We start from the raw sequence: 24,716 nt of genomic DNA on the forward strand, positions 1-24,716 counted from the left end.
TAATGGCCCTGCTGCTCGACCTCGCCAACATCGTCGGCGGCTTCCTGCTCGCCATCGCCGTGCTGCGGATGCTGCCGCGCGTCGGTGACGACCTCGGCCGCCTCGCCGGGCGGGTCGCGCCGATCGCGTGGGTGGTCGGCCTCGTGGCGCTCGTGACCGGCGGTTACTACCTCATCGTGCACCTGGTCTCCGGCCCCCGGGTGTTCCACTTCGAGGTGGTCGGGATCGGTGTCGGCCTGGCCCTGTTGTGGGGCCGTCTGACCGGTCGTCGGTCGTCGGGCGTCGAGCAGTCGGACGGCGCGACCGGAGTCCGTCTGTTGCTCGCGATCTTCGGCCTGATCGCGATCGTCGTCGGCATCCAGGGGCTCTTCACCCCGGACGGCTGATCGTTTTCCCCTTCACCCCGCAACCCCCCCTGAATGAGGAGACCTCCATGTCCGCCCAGGCATTTCTCTACATCATCGCCGTCATCCTGATCGTGCTCGCCGCCCTGCCCCTGCCCACCCGGGGCATCTCGTTCGCGCTCCTGGGCGCTGCCTGCGCGTTGCTCGCCTACTCCTGGCCGGTGATCACCAACTGACCCCTGCGTTGTCGACAGCCGGTGGCCGGGAGCGCGAGGCGTTCCCGGCCACCTCTGGTCAGAGCGGCCGGCCGAAGTGGCGCGTGAGCGCGGCGCGCAGCGTGTCGGCGTCCCCGTCGGACCAGGCGACGAAGCAGTCGGGGCGTACGAGCAGCGCGGTCGCGGTCGTGCCCTCCAGGTGAGCGGTGACCACGTCCACCCGGTCCCGCCACGGCGCGGCGACCCCGGCCCAGGTGCCCGTGGAGTCCAGCAGCAACGGCCGGGCGGTGCGGGTCAGCTCGGCGAGGCGTACGACACCCTGGTCGCCGCGTACGACCACGTCGGGGGCGGACCGGCCGGCCATCTCCTCGGCCGGGTCGGCGGGGTAGCGGATGTCCGCTCCGGACATCAGTGCCGCGATGTGCCCGGTCACCTCCGGTATCCGCAGCAGCTCGGCGAAGAGTTCCCGCAGGCCGGTGATCTCGTCACCGGGGCTGATGAGCGCCGACTGTGCCCGGGTGGACATGACGACCCGTTCGGCGACCGGGCGGCGCTCTGTCTCGTACGTGTCGAGCAGGTCCTCCGGTGCCCAGCCGCGCACGGTGGCGGCGAGTTTCCACCCCAGGTTCACCGCATCCTGAAGGCCCAGGTTGAGGCCGGGGCCGCCGATCGCGGGGTGCACGTGCGCGGCGTCGCCGACCAGCAGCACCCGGCCGGCGCGGTAGCGGGCGGCGATCCGGGTGTTGCCGCCGCTCAGCCGGCGGAGCAGGCCCGGCCCGTCCGGGGGGCCGAGGGGAAGGTCGACACCGAGCACCCGGGTGACGCTGGCGCGCAGCTCCGCCAGGGTCATCGCGGTCTCGTCGCTCGTCGACGCGTCGGGCCACTCCGTGGTGCTGACCAGCGCCGGGCGACCAGGGAACGGTGCCCAGGCGATCACGCCGCAGGGGGTACGGGTGTGCTGGAACGGCGGCACGACGCCGTAGCCGGGGGCGAGCAGGCCACCGGTCCCGGGGTCGAGGGAGGACGCCGGGACGGTCACGGTGGCCGTGCGGGAGACCGACCGGTCGTTGGTGACGCCGGGGAACTCGATGCCGGCGATGCGGCGTACCACGCTGCGGCCGCCGTCCGCGCCGACGAGGAAGCGGGCGGTGAGCTGCGTACCGTCGGCGAGGTCGACCTCGACCGCGTCGGGCCGTTGGCGCAGGTCGACGACCTCGTGGCCACGGCGCACGTCGACACCGAGTTCGGCGGCGCGGGCGGCGAGGGTGGCTTCGAGCTGGGCCTGCGGTACGCCGAGCACGTAGTGCGGGTTGTCCGCGAGCACCGTGAGGTCCAGCGGGAACGCGCCGAAGGTGAAGGCGGGTTGCGGGGTCGGCGGGGTGTTCTCGCCGGTGAGTCGCGCATACAGGCCGCGCCGGTCGAGGAGGCGGACGACCTGGCCGACGAGGCCGTTGGCGCGGGGCTCGCCTCCCGGCGTCGATTGGCGTTCGAGGACGACGGGGTGGACGCCGGCGAGGGCCAGCTCGCAGGCGAGCATGAGGCCGTTCGGGCCGGCGCCGACGATGAGGACGTCGATCACGGTCGTGATCCCTTCGCGGCGTGCGTCATCGCCACGGCGGGCGCGGCGGACGACCGGCCCGCCGCGGGGTGTGACGCGGCGGAGGAGATGGGTGAGCGGTGCCCTGGTCGGGGCCGGGATGTCAGCGCGGTGGCGCGGGAAGGCCGGCGGCGACCCGGGCGAAGGCGTCGGTGATGAGGTTTTCGATCGGGGTGGGCGGGTCAGCGCTGGCTAGGTAGTGCTGCATGGCGACGGCGACGGCCGCGCTGGCGGCGGCCGCGACGAGCCTCGGGTACATGTCGGTGGCGAGGTCGGTCCCGGTGCGCTCGGCGACCGCGGCGGCCAACTCGGCCTCGGCGGTCGCGACGGCGCGCAGTCGCTCGCCCTGGAGGGCGGGCTCGGCGAGCATGGTGCGGACGCCGGCCACCCACTGGGCGTGCGCGGGGGAGGGCATCGCCTCGACCTCGGGGCCGCGCGTGAACTGCTCCAGCGCGGCCTGGGTGAGCGCCTGCCACAAGGGCTCGTCGGCGGGGCGTTCGCGCAGCGCGGCGGCGGTGCGCAGGCTGCGGTCGAGGTGGCGCGAGGCGATCGCCTCGGCCTTGCTGGAGAAGTAGTTGTTGAAGGTACGTGGGGAGACGCCGGCCGCCTCGGCGATGTCCTCGACGCGGACGTTGTCGTAGCCGCGCTCGGCGGTGAGGTGGATGGCGGCCCAGCCGAGTGCCGCCCGTGTCTCGGCCTTCTTGCGCTCCCGCAGCCCCGTCATGCCACCACGCTAGCACTTCTTGCGTGACCCGCAAAGATGCGCGCTCCGCAAAAACTCTGCCGTTGCCTCGTGTTCCGCGTCGCGTCGATCGGGGTCGATAGGGTGCGCTGGTCGCCGTCGACGGCGGTCATCCGTGCGAAGGGGAGTCGATGTCGAGGACAACGCACCGCCCAGCCCGCGCCCTCGGTGCTCTCGCCGCGGCTGTCGTGCTGGTGGTGGCCCTGCTGCCGGCCACGCCGGCGATCGCCGCGACCACGGCGTTCAGGGCGGCGACACTGAACACCTACAACGGGCTGAGTCAGGCCGACTTCGCGCACGACCTGAACCTGATCGCGTCCCGGGCGGACCTCGTCGGTCTCAACGAGGTCGGCAACCGCAAGGACTTCCTGGAGAGCTGGGCCGCCGACAACGGCTGGTGGCTGTACGCGCCCGGCGGCACCAACCAGGCCGGCGAACGTCGACTTCAGCGCCGACCGCGGCTACGCGTACGAGAAGTTCCCGTGGCGGGTCTTCGAGGCCAACGAGCTGCCGCTACGTCTACTTCTGGAAGCGGCTGTCCGAGTACCAGCTCATGTGGATGACCGGCTACGACATCGTCGGTGGCACCGCGTCCGACCACAACGGCGTCGTCGCCACGTTCACCATCCAGAGCTGACGCGTCGGCTCACCGTGGCCCCCGGGATACCCTGCCCGGGGTGCCCCGACGGCCTGGATGGAGGAGCCGAAACGATGACGGCAGAGCGGACGTTGCCGACGCAGGAGGACGTGCTCGGATACTTCGACACGCTGTCGAACTGGGGCCGCTGGGGCGAGGACGACGAGCGCGGCACGCTCAACCACGTCACCGACGACGTCCGGCTGGCGGCAGCGCGGGCCGTGCGTCACGGCAGGAGCGTGTCCTGCGCGTGGGAGGTCGCCGTACCGGGGGAGATGGAGCGGTCCACGACCGTGTGCCCGTACGCCGTGGACATGCCGGGCGCCGAGAACATGCCGGCCGCCTTCCACGCCGACCGGCGCTGGGGCTTCTCGACCGAGCGACTCGGCATCACGTACCACGGCAACACCATCACCCACCTCGATTCGCCGTGCCACCTGTTCTGGGACGGCACGCTGTACAACGGGCGGTCGCACTCGGTGGTCGACGAGGTGACGGGCTCGGCGTGGGCGGCCGTCACGGCGGCGCCGGACGGCATCGTCACCCGCGGTGTCCTGCTGGACGTCGCCCGGGCCCGCGACGTGCCCTGGTGGGAACCGGGGCAGGGCGTGTTCCCCGCCGACCTCGAGGAGGCCGAGCGCCGCCAGGGCGTGCGGGTGCGTGCCGGCGACGCGGTGCTCCTGCGGACCGGCCATGGCCGATTCCGGCGCGAGGGTCGCGAGGCCAGCGGCTTCGCGCAGACCGGCTGGCACGCGTCCTGCCTGCCGTGGCTGCACGAGCGCGGCGTCGCGCTGATCGGCGCCGACTCCCCGCAGGACGTCCAGCCGTCGGGGTACGACGGCGTGTTGATGCCCGTGCACGCCGTCGGCCTCGTCGCGATGGGTCTGTGGATGCTCGACAACTGTGACCTGGAGGCGTGCGCGGCGACCGCCGCCGAGCTGGGTCAGTGGGACTTCCAGCTCGCCGTCGCCCCGGTCCGCTTCGTCGGCACGTCCGGCAGCCCGGTCAACCCGATCGCCACGTTCTGACCGGAACGCGGGACGACCGCCCCGGCCGGAGCCGGGACGGTCGTTGGCCGAACACCCCCGATGTGACGTGCGCCCCGCGCGTACTCAGCGTGCTGACGCGAGCTTGGCGTCGAGCGCGTCGGTGTCGGCCTCCCCGAGCGAGACGAGGATGTCCCGCGCCTGCTCCCAGGCCACGCGGGCCGACGCGGCGTCGCCGGCGGCCAGGTGAGCGTCGCCGAGGCTGACCAACGCGTCCGCCTCCAACCGGCGGTGACCGATCTCGCGGCGCAGGCGGACCGCGTGCCCGAAGCAGGTGACCGTCTCGGTGAACGCGTCGAGCTGGAGGTGCGCCTGCCCGAGGCTGGCCCAGGTGATCGCCTGGCCGAGCACGTTCTCCACCGACGTGAACAGGGCCAACGCCTGCTCACAGCTCTCGATCGCGGCGTGGTGGTCGCCGAGTTGGCCCTGGGACCAGCCCACCGCGTTGAGCGCGAAGGCCTGGCCGGTGACGTGGCCGGCCTGCCGGTGCAGGCGCAGCGCCTCCCGGGCGTGGCCGAGGGCCAGCTCCGGCTCGCCCGTCTGGTCGCGGATCCACCCGAGGTTCAGTTCGACGCGGGCCTGGCCGGCGAGGTCACCCAACCGCCGGTACCGGTCGTACGCCGACTCCAGGTGGCGCTGCGCGTCGGCGTACTGGTGCAGCGCGATGTCGGCGAAGCCGAGCATCCCGTGGGCGTACGCCTCGGCCCGCTCGTCGGCCAGCCGGACCGCCGCCGACAACGCCGCCTGCAAACTGCTGGTCCAGTCCTCCCAGTAGCCGCCCTGGTTGAGGTAGGTGGTGATCGCCCAGGCGAGGTGGCACGTGTGGCGGTCGAAGCCGTGGTCGGCGGCCAGCCGCAGCGCCGAGAGCAGCACCGGGTGCTCGTCGGTGAACCACGCCATCGCCGCGTCCCGGTCGGCCAGTGGCACCGGCGCGACACCGGGCCCCGGCGGGTCGACCGGCAGCCGGTCCCGCTGCGAGTAGAGCAGTTCGTCGGCGGCGTACGCGACGGCGAGGTAGTGGTCGAGCAGCCGGGTGCGGGCGGCGTGGCGGTTCGCCGCGCTTTCCTCGGTCGCGGTCAACTCGGCGGCGTACGCGCGCAGCAGATCGTGGTACGTGAACCGGCCGGGGCGATGTTCGCTGAGCAGGTGTGCCCGGGTCAGCTCGGTCAGGTGACGCTGGGCCTGCGCGGGCATGATCCCGGCGAGACTGGCCGCCGCCGGGACGGCGAAGTCCGGGCCGGGATGCACACTCAGCAACCGGAACAGCCGAGCGGTGTCCTCGTCGAGGGTCCGGTACGACCAGGACATGACCAGCCGCAGGTCGGTGACGGGTTCGCCGCCGTCGAAGGCGTCCAGGCGTCCGGCCTCCGGGCGCAGGTGCGCCGCCAGGTCCACCAAGCGGAATTCGCCGTGGATCGCCGCCCGGGCGGCCACGACGGAGAGCGCCAGAGGCAGTCCGGCGGACGCGCCGACGATGGCGTCGACGGCGTCGGGCTCGGCTGTCACCCGCTCCGCGCCGAGGCGTCGGGTCAGCAGTTCGCGGGACTCGTCCCCCGACCGTCCAGGGTGACCGGGTGGGCGCCGTTGACGCTGACCAGCCCCAGGAACTGGTGCCGACTGGTGACGAGGACGAAGCAGCCCGGCGCTCCCGGCAGCAGTGGGCGTACCTGGTCGGCGTCGCCGGCATTGTCCAGGACGACGAGCACCCGTCGGCCGGCCAGCAGGCTCCGGTACCGGGCGACCTGCTCGTCCAGCCCGGTCGGCGGACGGCCCACCGGTCCTGCGAGGGCGTTGACGAACCCGGCGAGCGCCGTGCTCAGGCCGAGCGGGACGCCGCCCGGGTCGAAGCCGCGCAGGTTGACGTAGAGCTGGCCGTCCGGAAAGTACGCGGCGACGCGGTGTGCCCAGTGCACCGCGAGCGATGTCTTGCCCACCCCGGCGGTGCCGGAGACGATCGCGAGTCCCATCGCGGTCGGCTGGTCCACCGCCCGGGCCAGGATCTCGTCGAGACGGGCCAGCGCGCCGTCGCGACCGACGAAGCCGAACCCGTCCGCCGGCAACTGCGCCGGAACACCGTTCGGCGGGGGCGGGGTGGGCGCTCCGGCGAGGAAGCGGTCGCGCCGGGACCCCTGAAGGCCGAAGGCGTCGGCCAGCAACAGCATCGTCGCGGGGCGCGGCCGGGCGATCCGGCCGGCCTCGAGATCCCGCAGGTGCCGGACCGAAAGCCCCGTCTTCGCAGCCAGATCCTCCTGGGTCAGCGCGCTGCTGCGCCGAAGTTCCTGCACGGCCTCCCCGAACACGGAAATCACCGTATCGACGGCGCTCAGCATGGACAATCGGCCATCCGACGTACGTTCCGGACGTGCCGTCGGGCCACCCGCAGCGCCTTCGCGTTGTCACCTTCCGCCGCCTTGGACAGAATGGTGGTGATCACTGCGGCCGGTCGTGGCCGGTCCGGTGACGAACGGACGGTGGGAGGAGCGACGGTGGCGCAGCCGAGAGCACTGGTGGTCCGCGGCGGATGGGAGGGACACCAGCCGGTCAAGGCGACCGAGCTGTTCATCCCCTTCCTCGAACGGAGCGGCTACGCGGTACGGGTCGAGGAGTCGACGGAGATCTACGCCGATGCCGACGAGCTGGCCGGGACCGACCTGATCGTGCAGTGCATGACGATGTCGGAGATCACCTCGACCCAGGTGGCGGGCCTCAGGGCGGCGGTCGTCGCGGGTACGGGCTTCGCCGGCTGGCACGGCGGCATCGTGGACGCGTTCCGTGCCTCGTCGGACTACCTGCACCTGGTGGGCGGCCAGTTCGCCACCCACCCGGGCAAGGAGCCGTGCGAGCGGCACGGTGGGGAGGAGGACAACTTCCTGCCGCACACGGTGCGCATCACCGACCTGGGCAGGGAGCACCCGATCACCGCGGGGATCGAGGACTTCGACCTGGTCACCGAGCAGTACTGGGTGCTGCACGACGACCTGGTCGACGTACTGGCCGTCACCACCCACCCCACTCAGGAGTGGCATCCGTGGCACCGGCCGGTCACCTCGCCAGCGATCTGGACCCGCCGCTGGGGCGCCGGCCGGATCGTCGTCACGACCCCGGGCCACGATCTCGACGTGCTGGAGCACCCGGCCGTGCGTACCGTGATCGAAAGGGGAATGGTGTGGGCGACCCGCACGGCGTCGGCATCGTAGGTCTCGGGGTCATCTCCCGCGCCTACCTGGGCACCCTCGCGCAGCACCCCGCGGTCCGCATCGCCGCGCTGGCCGACCTCGACGCGTCCCGGTCGGCCGCGGCGGCGGCCACGATCCCCGGCAGCGAGGCGGTGAGCGTCGAGGGGCTGCTCGCCCACCCGGACGTGCAGACCGTGCTCAACCTGACGATCCCGGCGGCGCACGCCGACATCTCGCTCGCCGCGATCGACGCCAGCAAGAACGTGTACGGCGAGAAGCCGCTCGCCGTGACGTTCGCGGACGGCCGCTCGATCCTGGAACGGGCCGCGTCGGCGGGCGTCCACGTCGGGTGTGCGCCGGACACCGTGCTCGGCACGGGTACGCAGACGGCGCGTGCGGCGATCGACGGTGGGCTCGTCGGACGCCCGATGTCCGCGACGGCCGTCATGGTCACGGCGGGTCACGAGCGCTGGCATCCGCACCCCGACTTCTACTACACCTCGGGCGGCGGCCCCCTGTTCGACATGGGGCCGTACTACATCTCGGCGCTGATCCACCTGCTCGGGCCGGTACGCGCCGTGGTCGGCGCCGCCAGCCGCCTGCGCTCCGAGCGCGTCATCGGTTCGGGCCCGCGGGCCGGCGAGCGCATTCCCGTGGAGGTGGACACCCACGTCACCGGCGTCCTCGAACACGTCGACGGCGCACTGTCCACCATCACCACGAGCTTCGACGGCACCACCACGACGGCCGCGCCCATCGAGGTGCACGGCGAGACCGGCACGCTCGCCGTACCCGATCCGAACTACTTCGACGGCGAGGTCCGCCACTTCGCGCTCGGCGGCACGGAGTGGCGGCCTCTCGAACCGCAGGCCGGGTACGCCGAGAGCGGCCGGGGCATCGGTCTGCTCGACTTCGTCCTGGCCGACGGTCAGCGTCCACCCCGCGCCGGCGGCGACGTCGCGTTGCACGTCCTCGAGACGATGACCGCGCTGCTGGAGTCGGCGGCGAAGGGCCAGCGGATCGAGCTGACGACGACGGCGCGGCGGCCCGACGCCGTGCCACTCACTCCGGCCGAGGAGTGGAAGGGGCGCTGACCGGTCACGCGGCGGGCGTCAGATGGTGATGACGACCTTCGCCCGGGCGTGCTCGCCCTCGACGTACCGGATGGCGTCGGGGACCTCGTGCAGCGGGTACGTCCGGTCGATGACCGGGGTGAGGTGGCCGGCCTCGACGTGGGCGCGGAGCGTGTCGAGGTGTCGACTCGGTGGGTGAGCGGTTGCCGACCAGGTCGAGCACGACGTCGTGGCGGCGTGTGCCGTCGGCGAAGTCGTCCCGGCGGTAGTCGACGACGTCGTCGGCGCCGAGGGAGCGGACCAGGTCGACGTTGCGGGTGCTGCACACGCCGGTCACGGTCGCGCCGAGCGCCCTGCCCAGTTGCACGGCGAGGGTGCCGACGCCTCCCGAGGCGCCGTTGACGAGCAGGCGCTGACCGGGCTCGACGCGACCTGCGTCTCGGGCACGCACGCGTACTCGGCGAACGCGCCGTTGGCGTCGCCGAGGTCGCCGAAGACGGCGTCACCCACCCGGACGTCCCGCACGTCGGCCCCGACGGCCTCGACACGACCGGCGATGTCCCGGCCGCGGATGCGCGCGCGAGGCCGCGAGGGGCCCATCGCCAACCGCGCCATCCGGGGATCGCCGCGCATGGCATGCCAGTCGTACGCGTTGAGCGAGGCCGCCTGCACCCGGACGAGCACGTCGTTCGGGGCGGGTACCGGCGTGGCGACGTCGGTGAGCGCGAGGGTCTCCGGGCCGCCGTATCGGTCCTGCACGATCGCCTTCATGGCCCCTCCTCGGGGTGTACGCTGTACACCAGCGCTAAGTGTACGCCGTACACCTGTCAAGACGGTTATGGTTCAACGACCGCCGGACAGGACGAGGACGAGATGGCCGAGCAGGCTGAGACGCTGCGCCGTACGCCGCTGAGCAGGGACCGCATCCTGCGCGCGGCCGTCGCGCTCGCCGACGAGGCCGGCATCGAATCCCTCAGCATGCGCAACCTCGCCCAGGATCTCGGCGTCGTACCGATGGCTCTCTACAAGCACGTGGCCAACAAGGACGAACTGCTCGACGGCATGATCGACGTGATCGTCGACCAGATCGACCCGGTCGCGCCCGACACGCACTGGAAGGACGCCACCCGCCGGCGCATCCTCTCGGCACGGGAGGTGCTGCGCCGTCACCCCTGGGCCCCGCTGGCGATCGAGTCCCGGAACATGGCGACGCCGGCCGTCCTCGCCTACCTCGACTCGGTGGTCGCGACCTTCCGAGCCGGCGGATTCTCGGCCAACCTCGCCCACCACGTGATGCACACGATGGGCAGCCGGGTCCTGGGCTTCAGTCAGGAGTTGTTCGACGACGCCCGCCGCGTCGGTCGGTCCGGAGCGGCCAGCCCCGAGCCTGCCGCCGCCCTGCCGCCGGAGTTCGCCGACCGGTTCCCGCACCTGGCGGAGATCGCCACGGCGGCCTCGCACGACGACCAGTCGGTCGTGGGGCAGGGCTGCGACGACCAGTTCGAGTTCGAGTTCGCGTTGGACCTGCTGCTGGACGGCATCGAACGGCTGCACGAGCAGGGCTGGACGTCGCCGCGACGACCCCGGTGACGCCGAGTCTTCACCGGGATGTCACCGCCCGACCCCACGGGTGACGCGTCGGCGTCTGTCGGCGGGGGTTGGCTGTCGGCCGTCGCACTTGTCCTGACCAGGAGCTGATCCGCGTGCCTTCCTCCCGTCGTACCTTCCTCGCTGGCGGCGCCGCCGCCGGTGTGGGCCTCGCCGTCGCCGGTGGCCTGCCGTCCCTGGCGCAGGCCAGCCCCGGTCGGTCGCACTCGCCGGGCTCGGGCGGTCACGTCCCCTTCCCGCCGCTCGTGGACGACCCCGAGGGGGTCCTGGCCCTGCCCGAGGGCTTCAGCTACACCGTGGTCACCCGGGCTGGCGTCACCAGACTCGACCGTGGACAGGGTGTGACCCCGTCGGACCACGACGGCATGGCGGTCTACGACGCCGGGCACGGCCGCTACACCCTGATCCAGAACCACGAGATCGACCCGGGCGCCGAGTTCGGCGTGCCGCACGTGAAGGGCACCGTCTACGACGCCAGCGCCGTCGACGCCGGTGGTTGCACCGTGATCAGGACCGACCGTGCGGGGCGCAACCTCGGCGAGTTCGTCGCGCTCTCCGGCACCATCTCCAACTGCGCCGGCGGGCCGACCCCGTGGGGCACCTGGCTGACCTGCGAGGAGACCGAGGACCGCGCCGGCGACAGGTGGGAGGCCGGCGACCGCTCCGGCGTCTTCGCCAAGGACCACGGGTACGTCTTCGAGGTCTGGGCCGACGGCAGCGCGGACCCGAGGCCGATCAAGTGCCTCGGCCGCTACTCGCACGAGGCCCTGGCGATCGACAAGGACCGCACCCACGTCTACCTCTCCGAGGACGCCGACCAGCCCAACGGCCTCTTCTACCGCTGGTCCGCGCCGCGCGGCGTGAAGCTGGGCCCCGGCGTGCTGACCCGCCTCGCACCGAACGCCGGTGTCCTCGCCGCGATGCAGATCATCATGGACGACGGTTCGGTGCTGCCGGACGTCGCCTACCTGACCTCCGCTCAGCTCGGCCGCCCGTTCGCCGTCCGGTGGATCGAGGTGCCGGACCGCGACGCGCGGCACACCTCCGTCCGCGAGCAGTTCACCGACGGTCAGGTCACCCGTGGCCGCAAGTTCGAGGGCGTGTGGAGCACCGACGAGGGCGTGTACGTCGTCAACTCCTACGCGTGGGACGAGGGTGACCTGCCGGCGGACGCGGCGCCGCACGACGGCATGGTGTGGTTCTACAACTTCAAGGACCAGACCATCCAACTCGTCACGTACTTCCCGCACCAGGGCGCCTCCGAGGAGGGGACGCCGGTCAGGTACACCGACATCACCTTCGACGGCCCGGACAACGTGACGGTCACCCCGTGGGGGAGCCTCGTGCTCGCCGAGGACGGCAAGGGCGCCTCCCACGTGCTCAGCACCATCCCGGGCGGGCCGACGTACGCGATCGCCCGCAACCAGCTCAACGACTCGGAGTTCTGCGGGCCGACCTTCAGCGCCGACGGGAAGGTGCTGTTCGTGAACATGCAGGACCCGGGTCTGACCCTGGCCATCACCGGCCCGTGGGAGAAGTACCTGGGCTGACGACGAACACGACCGACAGGTGGGGACCAGGCGGCAGCCCGGTCCCCACCTGCGGTTTTTTCAAACCTCCGCAGTGCCTGACTAATGTCACGAGTTCGCGTGCACCTCGCACCGGAGCCGGTGACTAAGCGCACTGGAGCCCACCCAAGCCCGTCGATGAGACTCGATGCAACGCCGGAAGACAGCAGCCGGCCGGATTCGAGAGGTGGCGGGACAGTGGACGAACGCTACGACAGCTACTGCGCCGCGGATCGCCTCTTCTACGACTCGCTCGGCAGCGCCGTCGCGCAGCCCGTCTTTCCGGCCGCCGAGCGCCCGATCCCGACCGGTTGGCGACGCGAGCCGCTCGACGACTGGCTGATCTACGCGCCGGACGGCGGCTCGCTCCCGCAGCAGGGCTGGAAGATCCACGTGTCGGCGGGGCTGGAGAACGCCGAGCGGGTGCTCGACGCGGTCTGGGACTACTGCGTCCCCCGGGGCCTGTCCTTCAAGTTCCTCCGCGGGCCCCGCACGCTGCTGCTGCGCAACTCCAAGTACGCCTCCCGGGCGGCCAGCGGCAAGTTCATCACCGTCTACCCGCACGACGACGCGGAACTGGAGCTGGTCTGCAAGGAGCTCGACGAGCTGCTGACCGGCGAGTCCGGGCCGTACATCCTGAGCGACCTGCGCTACGGCGCCGGCCCGGTCCACGTGCGCTACGGCGGCTTCGCGGCCCGCTACTGCCACTCGCCCGACGGCCAGGTCGTGCCGGCGATCGAGGACGACTCCGGCACGCTGGTGCCGGACCGCCGCGATCCCGTCTTCCACGTACCGGCGTGGGTCACCCTGCCCGACTTCCTCGGCCCGCACCTGGCGGCCCGCGGCGACACCAGCACTGACCAGGTGCCCTACCGGATCGAACGGGTCATCCACTTCTCCAACGGCGGTGGACTGTACGTGGGCCGGGACCTGCGCACCGACACCGAGGTGGTACTCAAGGAGGCCCGTCCGCACGCCGGCCTGGACGCCGACGGCACCGACGCCGTCGCCCGGCTGGCCCGGGAGGCCGACGCCCTGCGACAGCTCGCCGACCTGCCGCAGGTGCCACGGGTGCACGACGAGTTCGACCTGGGGGAGCACCGGTTCCTCGCGCTCGAGTTCATCGAGGGTCGACCGTTGAACAAGGTGCTCGTCGACAGGTACCCGCTGATCGACGCCGACGCGACGGACGACGACCGGGCGGCGTACGCCCGCTGGGCCCGACACGTCCACGAGCAGGTCGAGACCCTCATCGCGGCGATCCACGAACGCGGTCTGGTCTACGGGGATCTGCACCTGTTCAACATCATGATCCGCCCGGACGACCGGGTCGCCCTCGTCGACTTCGAGGTGACCGCCCCGATCGACGGGCACCGCCGCCCCGGGCTGCGCAACCAGGGTTTCGCCGCGCCGCGGGACCGCACCGGGCCGGCTGTCGACAGGTACGCCCTGGCGTGCCTGCGGTTGGCGCTGTTCCTGCCACTGACCCAGCTGGTGCGGCTCGCCCCGGCGAAGGCGGCGCACCTGGCCGACGTCATCGCCGCCAACTTCCCGGTGCCGAGGTCCTTCCTCGACGCCGCGGTCGCGGAGATCACCGGCGGCCCGCAGGTCGCGGACCTGCACCACGCGCCCGTCACGCGGGAGAAGCTGGCGACGGCCATCCTGGCCAGTGCCACCCCGACGCGCGACGACCGGCTCTTCCCCGGCGACATCGAGCAGTTCCGCAGCGGCGGCCTCAACCTCGCGCACGGCGCGTCGGGAGTGTTGTACGCGCTGCACACGAGCGGCGCCGGACGCTGGCCCGAGCACGAGGACTGGCTGGTACGACGGGCGACCGCGCCCCCGTCCGGTACCCGCTGCGGCTTCTACGACGGGCTGCACGGCGTCGCCCACGTCCTCGACCGCCTCGGACGTCGCCAGGACGCGCTGGACGTGCTCGACATCTGCCTGCGTGAGCCCCTCGACGGGCTCGACCACAGCCTGGCGAGCGGGCTGTCCGGGATCGCGCTCAACCTGGCCGAGCTGGCCGCCCGCACCGGGGAGGTGTCGTTGCGCGACGCCGCGTGGCGAGCCGCCGAACGGGTGATCGGGCAGCTGGCCGACGACCCCGGCCCGGATGTCAGCGGGGGTCGGAACCCGTACGCCGGGCTGCTGCGCGGCCGGACCGGGCCGGCGTTGATGCTGCTGCGGCTCTACGAACTCAGCGGTGACGAGGACCTGTTGGAGCACGCCGCCACGGCGCTGCGCCAGGATCTGCGCCGGTGCGTGCTGCGCCCGGACGGTGCCCTGGAGGTCAACGAGGGCTGGCGGACCATGCCGTACCTGGCACAGGGCAGCGTCGGTATCGGACTGGTCCTCGACGCGTACCTGCGCCACCGCGACGACGACCGGTTCACCGAAGCCAGCGCCGGGATTCGCCGCGCGGCACGCTCACCGTTCTACGCGCAGTCCGGGCTCTTCGCCGGCCGGGCCGGCATCATCGCCTACCTCGCGGCCTCGGTCCACGACGGCGACCGCCGGGAACTCGCCGCGCAGGTGGACCGGCTGGCCTGGCACGCGTTGCCGTACCAGGAGGGGACCGCGTTCCCCGGTGAGCAGTTGCTCCGGCTCTCCATGGACTTCGGCACCGGCACCGCCGGCGTGCTGTACGCGCTGACCTGCGCGCGGCAGGACGACCCGCCGGTGCTGCCCTTCCTCGCGCCCCTGCCGGGCGCGCAGAGACTCCCCCGCGACAGCGGGGGCGACCGGATCGACGAAGGAATGGAAGGGAGGTGAACGACATGGCGCTTCTGGACCTCCAGGGCCTGGAGATGGCTCCGGCCGACCGCACGGGTGGCGGTAGCCGGGCGAGCCTGCTGCTCTGCGGCGACAGCTCGCTCTCCGTCACGACCTGCAACTGATCCGTCGCGACAACGTGATCGCCCTGGGTGGGTAGACGTGCCCACCCAGGGCGACCGCGTAGCACCGGGAGGACCGATGTCGACGTTCGACGCGGGGGACCGGCTGCTGCGGCGGACGGTCCTTGCCGGCGGAGGCTGGACGGCCGGCCTCGCGGCGGTCGCACTACTGGGCGCGGCCGCCGAACTGTTGCTTCCCGCGGCCCTGGGCCACGCCGTCGACGTCGCCCTCACCGGCGGCTCGATCTGGTGGGCGGTGTCCGCCTGCGGCCTGGTCGCCGCCCTCGTCTGCGTCGACGCCCTGACGGATCTGACCAGCGGATTCGGTGCGGCACGCGCCACCGCCGGGCTACGCCGCCATCTGCTGCGCCACCTGTTCGCGCTGGACGTCCGTGCCACCCGTCGGTACCCGGTGGGTGATCTCGTCGGCCGCCTGGTCGGCCAGGCCGCCGACGCGGGACAGGCCGGCAACGCCGTGGTCCTGACCGTCGTGGCGGTGCTGCCGCCCCTCGGTAGCGTCGTCGCGCTCGCCATCCTGGAGCCGGTCCTGGGCATCACCCTGCTCGCCGGCCTCGTCCTGCTCGCCGTGCTCATGCGTGCCTTCGTGGCCGACGCCTCGACCGCGACCGCCGGGTACCAACGGGTGCTCGGCGTCATCGCCGGCCGGCTGCTGGAGTCGCTGACCGGGGCACGGACCATCGCCGCCGCCGCCACGCTGCGCCGCGAGGAGAACCGGGTGCTGGCGGCCCTGCCGGAGCTGGGTCGGCACGGCCGACGCACCTGGGACCTGTTGGCCAGGGCGAGCGCCCGCACCTCCGCCGTCGCGCCACTGCTGCACCTGAGCGTCGTAGCGGTCGGCGGGTACGCCCTGACGGCGGGCTGGCTCACGCCCGGCGAACTGGTCGCCGCCGTCCGGTACGCGGCCATGGGTGCCGGCCTCGGTGCGGTCCTCGCCACGCTCAACCACCTGGTACGCAGCCGTGCGGGGGCACACCGGGTGGCCGAGCCGCTGCGCGAGCCCGCCACCGCGACGGGCGACCGGCCCCTTCCCCCCGGCGGCGGCGCGCTGCGACTGCGCGGGGTGTGCGTGTACGGCGACGACGGCAGAGCCGTCCTGGACGGCATCGACCTGGACGTACCGGCGGGCGCGACAGTCGCCGTCGTCGGAGCGTCCGGCGCCGGCAAGTCGACACTGGCGGCCGTGGCCGGTCGACTGCACGACCCGGACCGCGGTGAGGTGCGCCTCGACGGTGTACCGCTGCGTGACCTCGACGCGTCGGCGTTACGCCGAGCCGTCGGCTACGCGTTCGACCAGCCGGTGCTGATCGGCGCCACCGTCCACGAAGCGATCGGCCTGGCGATGCCGGCCGCGTCCGCGACACCACCACCTGCCGACGGGCGTCCGGCCACGCCGGCGGTCCTGCTGGCGGCGCGCAGTGCGGCGATCGACGACGTGATCGACCGCCTGCCCGAGGGGTACCGGACCCCGCTGGCCGACACACCGCTCTCCGGTGGTGAGACGCAACGCCTCGGCCTGGCCCGGGCATTCGCCGCCGAGCGGCTGCTCATCCTGGACGACGCCACGTCCAGCCTGGACACCGCCACCGAACACCGGATCACCGAGGCGGTCGTCGGGCGCGCCGGCGAGCGGACCCGACTGGTGGTCACCCACCGGACGGCGGCCGCGGCACGCGCCGACCTCGTCGCCTGGCTGGACGGCGGTCGGCTGCGTGGCCTGGCACCGCACCGGCGACTCTGGGCCGACCCGGACTACCGGGCTGTCTTCGCGCCGGCCGGCGGTGGGTCGTGAAGCCGCTGACCGTACGCGGGGTGACCTGGCGGGCGCTGCGGGCCCGCCAGCGTGACCTCGCCCGGCTCTGCGGGTGGTCGCTCGTCGAGGCGCTGCCCGCGCTGCTCGCGGGTCTGCTGGTCGCCCGTGCCGTCGACGACGGCTTCCTGGCCGGGCGCCTGGTCGACGGCCTTGCGTGGTTGGGGGTCCTCGCCGTGACCGTGCTGGTCGGCGCGGCGGCGACCGGGCGGACGTACCGGAGCCTCGGCGCGGTGGTTGAGCCGTTCCGCGACGAGGTGGCCGCCCAGGTGGTGCGGGGCGCGCTGCGCGACGCCACCCGTGCCGGTGGGCGCCCGGACAGCGCGGCGATGACGCGGCTGACCCACCAGATGGAGATCGTCCGGGACACCTTCGCCGGTCTGCTGATGGTGACGCGCGGCTTTCTCTTCTCCGCGGGCGCGGCTCTGCTCGGCCTCCTCGCCCTCGCGCCGGTGGCGGCGGCGCTGGCCGCCGCGCCGCTGGTCGCCGGCCTGGTCGTGTTCCTCGCCGCACTGCCGGCGATGGTCACGCACCAGCGGGCGTACGTCCGCGCGGGCGAGCGGTTGGGCCAGTCGGCGGCGACGGCGCTGGCCGCTCACCGCGACGTGCTCGCCTGCGGCGCGCAGGCGCGCGTGACGTCCGAGGTGGAACTGCGGGTGTCGGCGCAGGCCGCCGCCGAGCGCACCCTCGCGCGGATGGCGGTGATCCGCAGCCTCAGCCTCGGTATCGGCGGCTGGTCCCCGCTGGTGGTGCTGCTCGTGGCCGCCCCGTGGCTGGTCGACCGCGGCATGACGGCGGGCGCGATCCTGGGGGCGCTGATCTATGTGTCCACCGGGCTGCAACCCGCCCTGCACACCCTCGTGCAGGGCCTCGGCGGCGGCGGGTTGCGCTATGCCGTCACCCTGGAGAACATCCTGCGCGTCTATCCCCACCTGCCACCGTCCGCCGGGGAGACCCCTGGCCCGCGCCCGCCGACCAGGTCGGTCGGCGGGGCACCGGCCGCCGAGGTCCGGGGACTGACCTTCCGGTACGGCCCGAACGCCCGGCCCGTCCTGCGGAACTTCTCGCTGAGCCTGCACGACGGCGAACACCTGGCCGTCGTGGGGCCCAGTGGCGCCGGCAAGTCCACGTTGGCCGCCCTGCTGGCCGGTCTGGTGCCGCCGCAGCAGGGCACCGTCCATCTGGCCGGCACTCCGGTCGCCGCCGCTGCGCCGGCCGTCCTGGCCCGGCTGCGGGTGATGCTGCCCCAGGAGGCGTACGTCTTCACCGGCACACTCGCCGACAACCTGCGCTACCTGCGGCCCGACGCCGACGACGACACCCTTGAGGTCGCCCTCGACGCGCTCGGTGCGCGTCCCCTGGCGACCAGGCTGGGCGGCCTGGACGCGCCGGTCGTACCGGCCCTGCTCTCCGCCGGTGAGCGGCAGCTCGTCGCGGCGGTCCGGGTCTGGCTCGCGCCTGCCCCGCTGGTGCTCCTCGACGAGGCGACCTGCCACCTCGACCCGGCACGGGAGGCGACGGTCGAGGACGCCTTCGCCCGGCGACCCGGCAGCCTCGTCGTGATCGCCCACCGGATCAGTTCGGCCCTGCGTGCCGGCCGGGTGCTGGTCCTCGACGGCGACGTGCCCGTCGAGGGGACGCACGAGCAGTTGCTCGACCGCTCCGCGACCTACCGGACGCTCGTCGGCTGTTGGGACGAGCCGATGACCCCGTCCCGGACGGTGGAGCGGCAGGGCTGAGACCCGTCGCTCAGATCCACCCCGCCTCGCCGGCCATCCGTACGGCCTCCACCCGGGTGCGCGCACCCACCTTGCGGGCGATCCGACCGAGGTGGTTGCGGACGGTGCCCCGGCTGAGCCCCAACGCCGCCGCGACCTCGGCGACCGGCGCCCCCGCCGCCGTCAACGTCAGCACCTCCCGCTCGCGTTCGCTCAGCGGGTCGTCCGAGTGCAGGGCCGCGACGACGAGGTCCGCGTCCACGACGGGTTCTCGGCGCGCGAGTCGTCGGATGCCGTCGACGACCCGCTGGGGTGCGGCGTCGTTGCGCAGGACGCCGACCGTGCGGCCGGGGCTGAGCATGCCCCGCAGTCGCCGGGCCTGCTGCGGGTGGACAAGCATCAGGACGGGGCACAGGCCCAGCCGGCCGGAAGCTGCCGCCTCGACGAGGTCGAGGTCGGCCACCACCACGTCCGGGCGCTGGGCGTGGACGGCCGCCGGTACCGCGTCGCCGCGATCCACCTCCGCCACGACGCGGATGTCCTCCTCTGCGGCGAGGACGAAGGAGAGCGCCCCCAGCATCAGGGCCCCGTCCAGAGCGAGCAGGGTACGGATCACGAGGAACCTTCCCGCGCATGGATAACGATCACTCAACGTCAATATTCAAACACGCATCCTCCGGGGTCGCACGGCGACGGGGCGGGTCCGCACCCCGCTGAGGGACCCGCCCCGAGACGCCTACAACCAGCCGTTGCGCCGGGCGTGCCACACCGCCTCCAGCCGGTTGCGGGCTCCGACCTTGCGCAGGATCGCCGACAGGTGATTACGCACCGTCCCGTGGGCCAGGAAGAGGCGGCCGGCGATCTCCTTCAGTGGCAGCCCTTCGGCCGCCATCCGCAGCACGTGCATCTCCCGAGGCGTCAACGGCATCTCCGGGGGACTGAGCACCGCCACGGCGGCGGTCGGATCGATGGCCCGCTCGCCAGCAGCGAGCGCGCGGATCGACCGCACCAACTCCACCAGTGAGTTGTCCTTGCCGACCAGACCGCGCGCACCGGCAGCCAGCGCCGCCTCGACCAGCGCCGGGTTCCACCGAGGGCTCATCGCCAACACGGCGGCGTGCGGTGCCTCGACGTTGATCCGGGAGACCATCTCCACCGGGTCGGGCAGCTCCGGATCAAGCGCCAGCACCACCACCTGGGGTCTGCACCGGCGGACCGCCGTCAACAGCTCGCCGACGCCCTCGACGTCGGCGACCACCTTCATGTCCTCCTCACGGGAGAGCGCGGCGCAGAGCGCCCCGCGCAGCAAACCCATATCCTCGGCGACAACAACGTGGATCACCGTGTTTCTCCGATCTCAGGTGCACGTCACGACGGTCACCGAACCCGGTGTGTCCACGGGTCGGCCTGGATTGTCGTGCGCGAAAAGTCGGACGGCCATGGGCCCACCACGCCGTCAGGGCGCGCGGGCGCGGGCACCATCGACCAGGCCAGCGGGGTGGGACCGACCGCGCGGGCGAGCAGCCCGGAGGTCGGCGGCCGGCCTCAGCCCGGGCGGGCGATCCCAGACGGAGTTCGGCTCTCGACGGAGAGCGGCACGAGGTGGCAGAGCGCGGCGATGCCGGGGTGTGACTGCCGGTGAGCCGGCCGGATCAGACCCGGCGCGGGCGCAGAGCCCTCGTCGACACCGGCGGCGTCCGAATCGACCGGCCCGACGGGTTGACCCGGCGGGTACGCGTCGACGGGCGGCGGCGCGGGGTGTGCGACGAGGTGAGCCGGCGGGGCCGTCGGACGCGTGCCCACGGGCGCGGGTCTGGGCGGTGGCGCGGCCGGTGACGGCGCCGTCGGGGCGCAGACGGGCGACAGCGCCAGACCGGGCGGCGGCGTCGGTGGGGCTGGCGCGGGCGGCGGGATGGGCACCGGCGCGGCGGCGGGCCCGAGCGGGGGAGCGATCGGCGAGCGCCACGCCGGCGCGATCACCTCGCCGAGGGCGAGCGGAAGGACGACGTGGACAACACGCAGGAGCGCCGTGCGGACGGGTTCGATCGGCAGCACGCGCACGATGCCGACGGCGGGCCGTAGTCCGGCGGTCAGCGGGCCGGTCACCGCAGGCGAGGCGATCGGACCGATCAGCCCCGGGTGGCCGGGCGCGGTGGCGCTCGGCCGACGTGTGGAGTCGGCGGCCACGCGGGGCGCCCGGGCGCGTTGAGCGGGACGGTGGGTCGCACGTGCCGGCGCAGGAGGCCGTAGCCGTGCGTGCCGTGTGGCCTCGGCCGGGACGCTCAGCCGCAGCGGCGGCACGGCCACTCGACCGGCGGTCGGGGGCCGTCGGGAGTCGCTCGGAGGCGGTACGTCACGCGCGCCGACGGCACCGACGACCGCGCCGGTGAGCGGGATGCGACGTCCGTCGGATCGGCGGTCGTCGGCTCGGGTGTCGCGTCGAGGGTCCTGGTATGGGCGTTCGGTGACCGTGACCCGCCGGACCGGCTCCATCAGGGCGCCGATCTGCCGGTGCAACTCCTCGCCGGCACCGCTGCGCGCCCCGTCGGCCCTGGCCGGGCCCTGGAACAGCAGGGCCAGGAGGACACCGCCACCGACGGCGGCCGCGACCAGCGCCAGGCGACGGATGAGCCGGCGTAGTCGGTCGGCGTCGGGCAGCGTGGATCGGCCCGGCACTGACGTCGGCGCGGTTCCGTTGACGGGACTTGGCACGCGGGCACGACCCCCTCTCCGTCTGGATTGCTGACCCATAGTAGCGATGCCCTCACGTATGTGCATCAGCTGATGTGTTTGGCCGTGAATTGTCCGCGCCGACCGCGATCGGCCGTCGCGGCGAGCGCCGGGGGCAGCACCGCCGGCCAGCCGACCGTCCACGCGCGAAGGCGGTGACTTCTGCGGCAAACGCCCCCGCCACCACCGCATCGCCGGCAGGATGAGCGGGATTTGCCAGCACCACGGTGAGCGAGGGGTCGGTTCATGAACGACGGATTGGTGGCCAGGCGGAGCGCCCGCGATGTTCCGGAGACGTTGGCGGCGCATCAGCGGATCATCCTGATCAGCGCGGTTTCCGGCACGGTCGTCGACCCGGCCGTTGCTCTGTTCGGCCAGATCCGCGCTGAACTGGAGCAGCCAGCTCAGTGACGTGGGCCGCAAGCTCGGCTGAGAGTCGTCGCCTCGCCTGAGCCGTGGTCAGGCCATGGGGCGAGTGGGATCGCCCCGGTCATGGGCGGGCCTAGCCCTGCCCTCGCTTACGGCCGATACGGACCTCGTGTACCGAATGTAGGACTTATTCGCGTAAGAGCGGTTGATGTGAGTTCGGCTCTACTACGTTTCCCTGTGGGCGCGACAACCGATTTGTCGCTGTCTGCGCCGATTCTGGCGTGCAGAGACACGGCGTACGGAGAAGGGCCAGACATGTCCAACCATCGACAGCCGAACGTCAGCGATGCGGCGGCAGACCAGCCACGTCCGCCGAGGAGGCGCAGGGCCCGCTGGCTCGTCGCCGGGGTGGCCGGACTGACCGGGGTCGCCGGTCTGGCGGCCGTCGGCGTGCCCGGAGGCCTGACCGGAGCGCTCGGAGCGGGCGGAGGACTGCTCGGGAAACAGGTCCTCGCCGGCAGCAGTCGGGCGGCGGACGACGACAGCGGCAAGCACGATCCGGGCGGTCGCGACAAGGAGCGCGGGGGCGACAAGGAGCACGGCGATGACGACTGGAGCGGAGGCGGTCGGGACGCCTGGGACGTGCCGTGCGGTGCCAACGAGCTGATCGCGGCGATCGTCCGCGCGAACGCCGGGCACGGGGCGACACTCCGACTCGCCAAGGGGTGCACCTACACGCTCACCGCGTCGGCCCCCCAGCCACCCGTGCCCCACGGCCCCGTCGGCCTGCCGATCGTCACCCAGCCGATCACGATCGACGGAAACGGGGCCACTATCGTCCGCGCTGCCGCCGCCACCCCGTTCCGGATTCTCGAGGTGGGGACCGGCGGTGACCTGAAGCTCCGCGACGCCACCATCAAGGGCGGCGACGACACGAGTGGGCTCGGCGGCGGAGGTGGCGGCATCCGCGTCGACGTCGGCGGCCGGGCAACCCTGGAGAACATCGACGTGGTCTTCAACCACACCAACGGCCCCGGTGGCGGGGTCGCCAACTTCGGCGACACCCGGATCCTCGGCCGCAGCGATCACGGTGGCAAGGACAAGGGTGACAAGGGCCAGGACGGCAAGGAGAAGGACGGCAAGGACCGGGACCGGTACGGGGACGACGAGAGCCGGATCAGCGACAACGGCGCCCTGTTCGACGGTGGGGGTGTCTTCAACAACGGCAACCTCACCGTGAAGAACACCAGCCTCAGCGACAACAGCACGATCGGAGTCGTCAACATCCTGCCGATCGGTGGCGCGGGCGGTGGTCTGTCGAACTCCCGCACCGCGGTGCTCGACGACGTCCGCGTGCACCACAACAGCGCCGGTTTCCGGGGCGGTGGCATCCGCACCGGCATCAACGCCACCACCACGGCCAGGAACATCGAGGTCAGCGAGAACACGACCGGCAGCGAGGGCGGCGGCATCTTCACCGACGGCATCTTCCAGCTCCAGCACGGCAAGATCTTCCGGAACGACGCCGGCCAACGCGGCGGCGGCGTCTTCAACCAGATCGGCCGGTTCGTCGCCGAGGACAGCCAGATCAGTGAGAACGCCGCCAGCACGAGAAGCACCATCGAGAACGGCGGCGGTGTCTACAACGGCAGCGGTGTGGTCGTGCTGCGGCACACCCTCGTCAGCCGCAACAAGGCCTTCGGCACCAACTCACGCGGCGGCGGAATCTACAACAACGCCACCCTCACCCTCACCGAATCCACGGTGACGGAGAACGTCTCCGTCGTGGCGCCGGGTGGGGTCTTCAACGACGGTGGCCAGGTGTCCGTGGATGACAAGTCCGTCGTCAGCGGCAACCGACCCACCAACTGCACGCCCAGCGCACCACCCGTACCCAACTGCTTCGGCTGACCACCGCGGCACCCGGTCCCGCCCACGGTCCGACAGAATCGGACCGTGGGCGGGACTCGCCGCGTGCGGTCAGAGCCGGGAGGTGAAGGTGGCCAGGAAGCGGTGCGGGGTGACCGCGCCGGTGTTGTCGAAGCAGATCACGTCCACGTCGGCGTTCGTGGTGTACGTCCACGCCTGGGTGAGGTGGCAGTAGTTGCTGCCGGCGCCCTGCGCCACCACCTGGGCGTGCGTCTCCTTGAGGCCGACCTGCGGAAAGGTCGCCAGATAGCGGCCGGCGGGCACCAGCGCCGCCACGGTGTTCGCGCCGACGCCGAGCACCGAGTTGTCGTTGGTGGGCCCGCCCACCGCGGTGCCCAGGTAACCGAAGTACGACGGCGGGCCCAGGGAACCGATCACCGGCCGGCGACGGTGGTACGAGAGGGCGAAGTCGGTGTTGACGAACGCGCCGGCCTGGTCGTAGCAGAAGACGTAGACCTGCACGTCGGTCCCGACCGCGCTCCACGAGTAGACCTTGCAGCGGCGGGGTCCGGCGTTCGGCTGTACGGCGGTGACCTGCACGTTGCCGGCGAGCACGCCGGCCAGCCCGACGCCGGGCAGCCGCACCAGGTACTGCCCGACGCCCACCGGTCCGGCCGTGTTCACCACCCCCGTCGAGTTGTACCACTGCGCCACCGCCCCGCTGGCCCACTGCACGTACGCGTGCGAATTGCCGACCGGCAGCGCGCCCGAGCTGGTCGTCCAGAGCACGGTGAACGGGGTGTCCTCACGTGTGCCGCCGGGTCGGTGGCACTGCACGTCGACGACCTCGTCGACGCCGGACTGGAACCAGCGGACCACCTCGCAGTAGTGCCCGGTCCGGTTGACCGGGGTCACGTGCGGCACGCCGCGCGCACCGGCGCCCACCTGCGGGAAACGGACCTGGAACCGGCCGGGCGCGAGCTTGACGCCGTCGGCCCAGGCGGCCGGGAATGCCGTCTTCCAGCTACCCCACTGCCGGCTGGTGTCCAGCACGGTCCAGACCGTGACGGTGGGGTCCTTGACGTACGCGAATCCCCAGCGGTCGGCGGTGGCCGCGGCGGCCGGCGCCGGTGGCGCGAGTGCGCTGGCGGCCAGGACGGCGGCCAGCGCGGCGGTGACGAACGAGCGGAGACGCATGTGTTCCTCCATTCGACAGGGACGTGTCGGAGAGGAGTGTGCGGTTGGTGATGCCTCGGTGACAGTCGGCTACTACGCGCTGCGGTGTCGGGTGTCGGCCAC

22 protein-coding genes and 1 pseudogene are annotated in these 24,716 nt (G+C 72.6%); 14 read left to right on the forward strand and 9 right to left on the reverse strand.

What is annotated here, in order from left to right; translation table 11 throughout:
• Positions 1-2 precede the first annotated feature (2 nt).
• Together ACGFH9_RS18355 and ACGFH9_RS18360 are read left to right on the forward strand one after the other, a co-directional pair.
• The gene (locus ACGFH9_RS18355) at positions 3-386 is read left to right on the forward strand and encodes a hypothetical protein (RefSeq protein ID WP_393220512.1); all 384 of its coding nucleotides are present in this window, start codon (positions 3-5) and stop codon (positions 384-386) included.
• 47 nt (positions 387-433) lie between these two features.
• Positions 434-580: a hypothetical protein gene (locus ACGFH9_RS18360; RefSeq protein ID WP_393220515.1), complete on the forward strand. Its 147-nt coding sequence runs from the start codon at positions 434-436 to the stop codon at positions 578-580.
• 58 nt (positions 581-638) lie between these two features.
• Here the strand turns inward: ACGFH9_RS18360 and ACGFH9_RS18365 are convergent, their stop codons facing one another.
• Together ACGFH9_RS18365 and ACGFH9_RS18370 are read right to left on the reverse strand one after the other, a co-directional pair.
• Positions 639-2,138 (reverse strand): FAD-dependent monooxygenase, encoded by a 1,500-nt coding sequence (locus ACGFH9_RS18365; RefSeq protein ID WP_393220518.1) that lies wholly within the window; start codon positions 2,136-2,138, stop codon positions 639-641.
• Between the two features lie 121 nt (positions 2,139-2,259).
• Positions 2,260-2,880, reverse strand: a complete 621-nt coding sequence (locus ACGFH9_RS18370; protein ID WP_393220521.1) for a TetR family transcriptional regulator — start codon at positions 2,878-2,880, stop codon at positions 2,260-2,262.
• A 149-nt stretch (positions 2,881-3,029) separates the two neighbouring features.
• Between ACGFH9_RS18370 and ACGFH9_RS18375 the strand changes: the two genes are divergently transcribed.
• The gene (locus tag ACGFH9_RS18375; protein ID WP_393220524.1) at positions 3,030-3,461 is read left to right on the forward strand and encodes a hypothetical protein; all 432 of its coding nucleotides are present in this window, start codon (positions 3,030-3,032) and stop codon (positions 3,459-3,461) included.
• A gap of 148 nt (positions 3,462-3,609) precedes the next feature.
• On the forward strand, positions 3,610-4,563 hold the full coding sequence (locus tag ACGFH9_RS18380) for a cyclase family protein (RefSeq protein WP_393220526.1): 954 nt from the start codon (positions 3,610-3,612) through the stop codon (positions 4,561-4,563).
• 84 nt (positions 4,564-4,647) lie between these two features.
• On the opposite strand, the gene ACGFH9_RS18385 is transcribed toward ACGFH9_RS18380, so the two are convergent.
• Together ACGFH9_RS18385 and ACGFH9_RS18390 are read right to left on the reverse strand one after the other, a co-directional pair.
• Entirely contained in the window at positions 4,648-6,087 is a 1,440-nt protein-coding gene (locus ACGFH9_RS18385) for a tetratricopeptide repeat protein (protein ID WP_393220528.1), read from the reverse strand.
• Between the two features lie 23 nt (positions 6,088-6,110).
• A complete protein-coding gene (locus tag ACGFH9_RS18390; protein ID WP_393220532.1) occupies positions 6,111-6,881 on the reverse strand; it encodes a helix-turn-helix domain-containing protein in 771 nt (256 codons plus the stop codon).
• Positions 6,882-7,067: 186 nt separating this feature from the next.
• Here ACGFH9_RS18390 and ACGFH9_RS18395 point away from each other — a divergent pair, with 186 nt between their 5' ends.
• Positions 7,068-7,778: a ThuA domain-containing protein gene (locus tag ACGFH9_RS18395; RefSeq protein WP_393220535.1), complete on the forward strand. Its 711-nt coding sequence runs from the start codon at positions 7,068-7,070 to the stop codon at positions 7,776-7,778.
• A complete protein-coding gene (locus ACGFH9_RS18400; protein ID WP_393220538.1) occupies positions 7,748-8,851 on the forward strand; it encodes a Gfo/Idh/MocA family protein in 1,104 nt (367 codons plus the stop codon). The genes ACGFH9_RS18395 and ACGFH9_RS18400 overlap by 31 nt, the downstream gene beginning before the upstream one ends.
• An 18-nt stretch (positions 8,852-8,869) precedes the next feature.
• Here ACGFH9_RS18400 and ACGFH9_RS18405 read toward each other — a convergent pair.
• Positions 8,870-9,601, reverse strand: a pseudogene (locus ACGFH9_RS18405) (NAD(P)-dependent alcohol dehydrogenase).
• A 102-nt stretch (positions 9,602-9,703) separates the two neighbouring features.
• On the opposite strand from ACGFH9_RS18405, the gene ACGFH9_RS18410 reads away from it, so the two are divergent.
• From ACGFH9_RS18410 to ACGFH9_RS18435, 6 genes are all read left to right on the forward strand, one after another.
• Entirely contained in the window at positions 9,704-10,420 is a 717-nt protein-coding gene (locus ACGFH9_RS18410) for a TetR/AcrR family transcriptional regulator (protein WP_393220540.1), read from the forward strand.
• A 113-nt stretch (positions 10,421-10,533) separates the two neighbouring features.
• Positions 10,534-11,988 (forward strand): alkaline phosphatase PhoX, encoded by a 1,455-nt coding sequence (locus tag ACGFH9_RS18415; protein WP_393220543.1) that lies wholly within the window; start codon positions 10,534-10,536, stop codon positions 11,986-11,988.
• A 216-nt stretch (positions 11,989-12,204) separates the two neighbouring features.
• Positions 12,205-14,781 (forward strand): class III lanthionine synthetase LanKC, encoded by a 2,577-nt coding sequence (gene lanKC / locus ACGFH9_RS18420; RefSeq protein WP_393220547.1) that lies wholly within the window; start codon positions 12,205-12,207, stop codon positions 14,779-14,781.
• Positions 14,782-14,786: 5 nt separating this feature from the next.
• On the forward strand, positions 14,787-14,906 hold the full coding sequence (locus ACGFH9_RS18425; protein ID WP_013734295.1) for a SapB/AmfS family lanthipeptide: 120 nt from the start codon (positions 14,787-14,789) through the stop codon (positions 14,904-14,906).
• 76 nt (positions 14,907-14,982) lie between these two features.
• Positions 14,983-16,713: an ABC transporter ATP-binding protein gene (locus ACGFH9_RS18430; protein ID WP_393220550.1), complete on the forward strand. Its 1,731-nt coding sequence runs from the start codon at positions 14,983-14,985 to the stop codon at positions 16,711-16,713.
• Positions 16,710-18,470, forward strand: coding sequence for an ATP-binding cassette domain-containing protein (locus ACGFH9_RS18435; RefSeq protein ID WP_393220554.1), 1,761 nt, complete (start codon positions 16,710-16,712; stop codon positions 18,468-18,470). Before ACGFH9_RS18430 ends, ACGFH9_RS18435 begins: the two co-directional genes overlap by 4 nt.
• Before the next feature lie 10 nt (positions 18,471-18,480).
• Here ACGFH9_RS18435 and ACGFH9_RS18440 read toward each other — a convergent pair whose 3' ends face one another.
• The 3 genes from ACGFH9_RS18440 to ACGFH9_RS18450 all read right to left on the reverse strand — a co-directional run bounded on the left by ACGFH9_RS18440 (position 18,481) and on the right by ACGFH9_RS18450 (position 21,161).
• Positions 18,481-19,065 (reverse strand): response regulator transcription factor, encoded by a 585-nt coding sequence (locus ACGFH9_RS18440; RefSeq protein WP_393220556.1) that lies wholly within the window; start codon positions 19,063-19,065, stop codon positions 18,481-18,483.
• A gap of 120 nt (positions 19,066-19,185) precedes the next feature.
• Entirely contained in the window at positions 19,186-19,791 is a 606-nt protein-coding gene (locus tag ACGFH9_RS18445; RefSeq protein WP_393220558.1) for a response regulator transcription factor, read from the reverse strand.
• A gap of 203 nt (positions 19,792-19,994) precedes the next feature.
• Complete coding sequence (locus ACGFH9_RS18450; protein ID WP_393220561.1) at positions 19,995-21,161, reverse strand: hypothetical protein; 1,167 nt, start codon at positions 21,159-21,161, stop codon at positions 19,995-19,997.
• 264 nt (positions 21,162-21,425) lie between these two features.
• Between ACGFH9_RS18450 and ACGFH9_RS18455 the strand changes: the two genes are divergently transcribed.
• The gene (locus ACGFH9_RS18455; protein WP_393220563.1) at positions 21,426-21,590 is read left to right on the forward strand and encodes a hypothetical protein; all 165 of its coding nucleotides are present in this window, start codon (positions 21,426-21,428) and stop codon (positions 21,588-21,590) included.
• A gap of 273 nt (positions 21,591-21,863) precedes the next feature.
• Positions 21,864-23,459 carry a hypothetical protein gene (locus tag ACGFH9_RS18460; protein WP_393220566.1) on the forward strand — a complete coding sequence of 532 codons (1,596 nt, stop codon included), beginning with the start codon at positions 21,864-21,866 and terminating at the stop codon, positions 23,457-23,459.
• Between the two features lie 69 nt (positions 23,460-23,528).
• Here the strand turns inward: ACGFH9_RS18460 and ACGFH9_RS18465 are convergent, their stop codons facing one another.
• Positions 23,529-24,614, reverse strand: a complete 1,086-nt coding sequence (locus ACGFH9_RS18465) for a hypothetical protein (RefSeq protein ID WP_393220568.1) — start codon at positions 24,612-24,614, stop codon at positions 23,529-23,531.
• Positions 24,615-24,716: the final 102 nt, after the last annotated feature.

Origin of the sequence: Micromonospora sp. NPDC049102 (assembly GCF_043197485.1) — a bacterium.
Taxonomy (GTDB): domain Bacteria; phylum Actinomycetota; class Actinomycetes; order Mycobacteriales; family Micromonosporaceae; genus Micromonospora.